Annotated in this window: 1 tRNA gene; it reads right to left on the bottom strand. The window is 42.2% G+C overall.

Going from position 1 to position 320, the window contains the following annotated elements:
* Positions 1-45 precede the first annotated feature (45 nt).
* Positions 46-122 (bottom strand) — tRNA-Ile (locus KFE26_RS23790).
* Between the last annotated feature and the right edge of the window lie 198 nt (positions 123-320).

The raw sequence follows: 320 nt of genomic DNA, 5'->3' as shown, positions 1-320 counted from the left end.
TAGTTCACTAAACGAGTGTTAATTTAACAAAGGATAACGAAGATTTGGTGGGTCAGAGTGGACTTGAACCACCGACCTCACCCTTATCAGGGGTGCGCTCTAACCAGCTGAGCTACAGACCCATCTTATTGATAAATCTAAGTCCATCTAGAACCACCGACCTCACCCTACTCTTTATGAAGGGATTGGGGTGCTAACCAGCTGAGCTACAGACCCATCTTTGATAAACCTATTTAACTAGGTCCATCTTTTACTCTTTCTTCTATCAAGCAAATCTGTGTGAACACTCAACAAACATTAAGTTAGTCGTATAGGTAAGG

Origin of the sequence: Shewanella sp. M16, from assembly GCF_018224605.1 — a bacterium.
Lineage (GTDB): Bacteria > Pseudomonadota > Gammaproteobacteria > Enterobacterales > Shewanellaceae > Shewanella > Shewanella oncorhynchi.
This window is presented reverse-complemented; position numbering and strand designations above follow the sequence as displayed.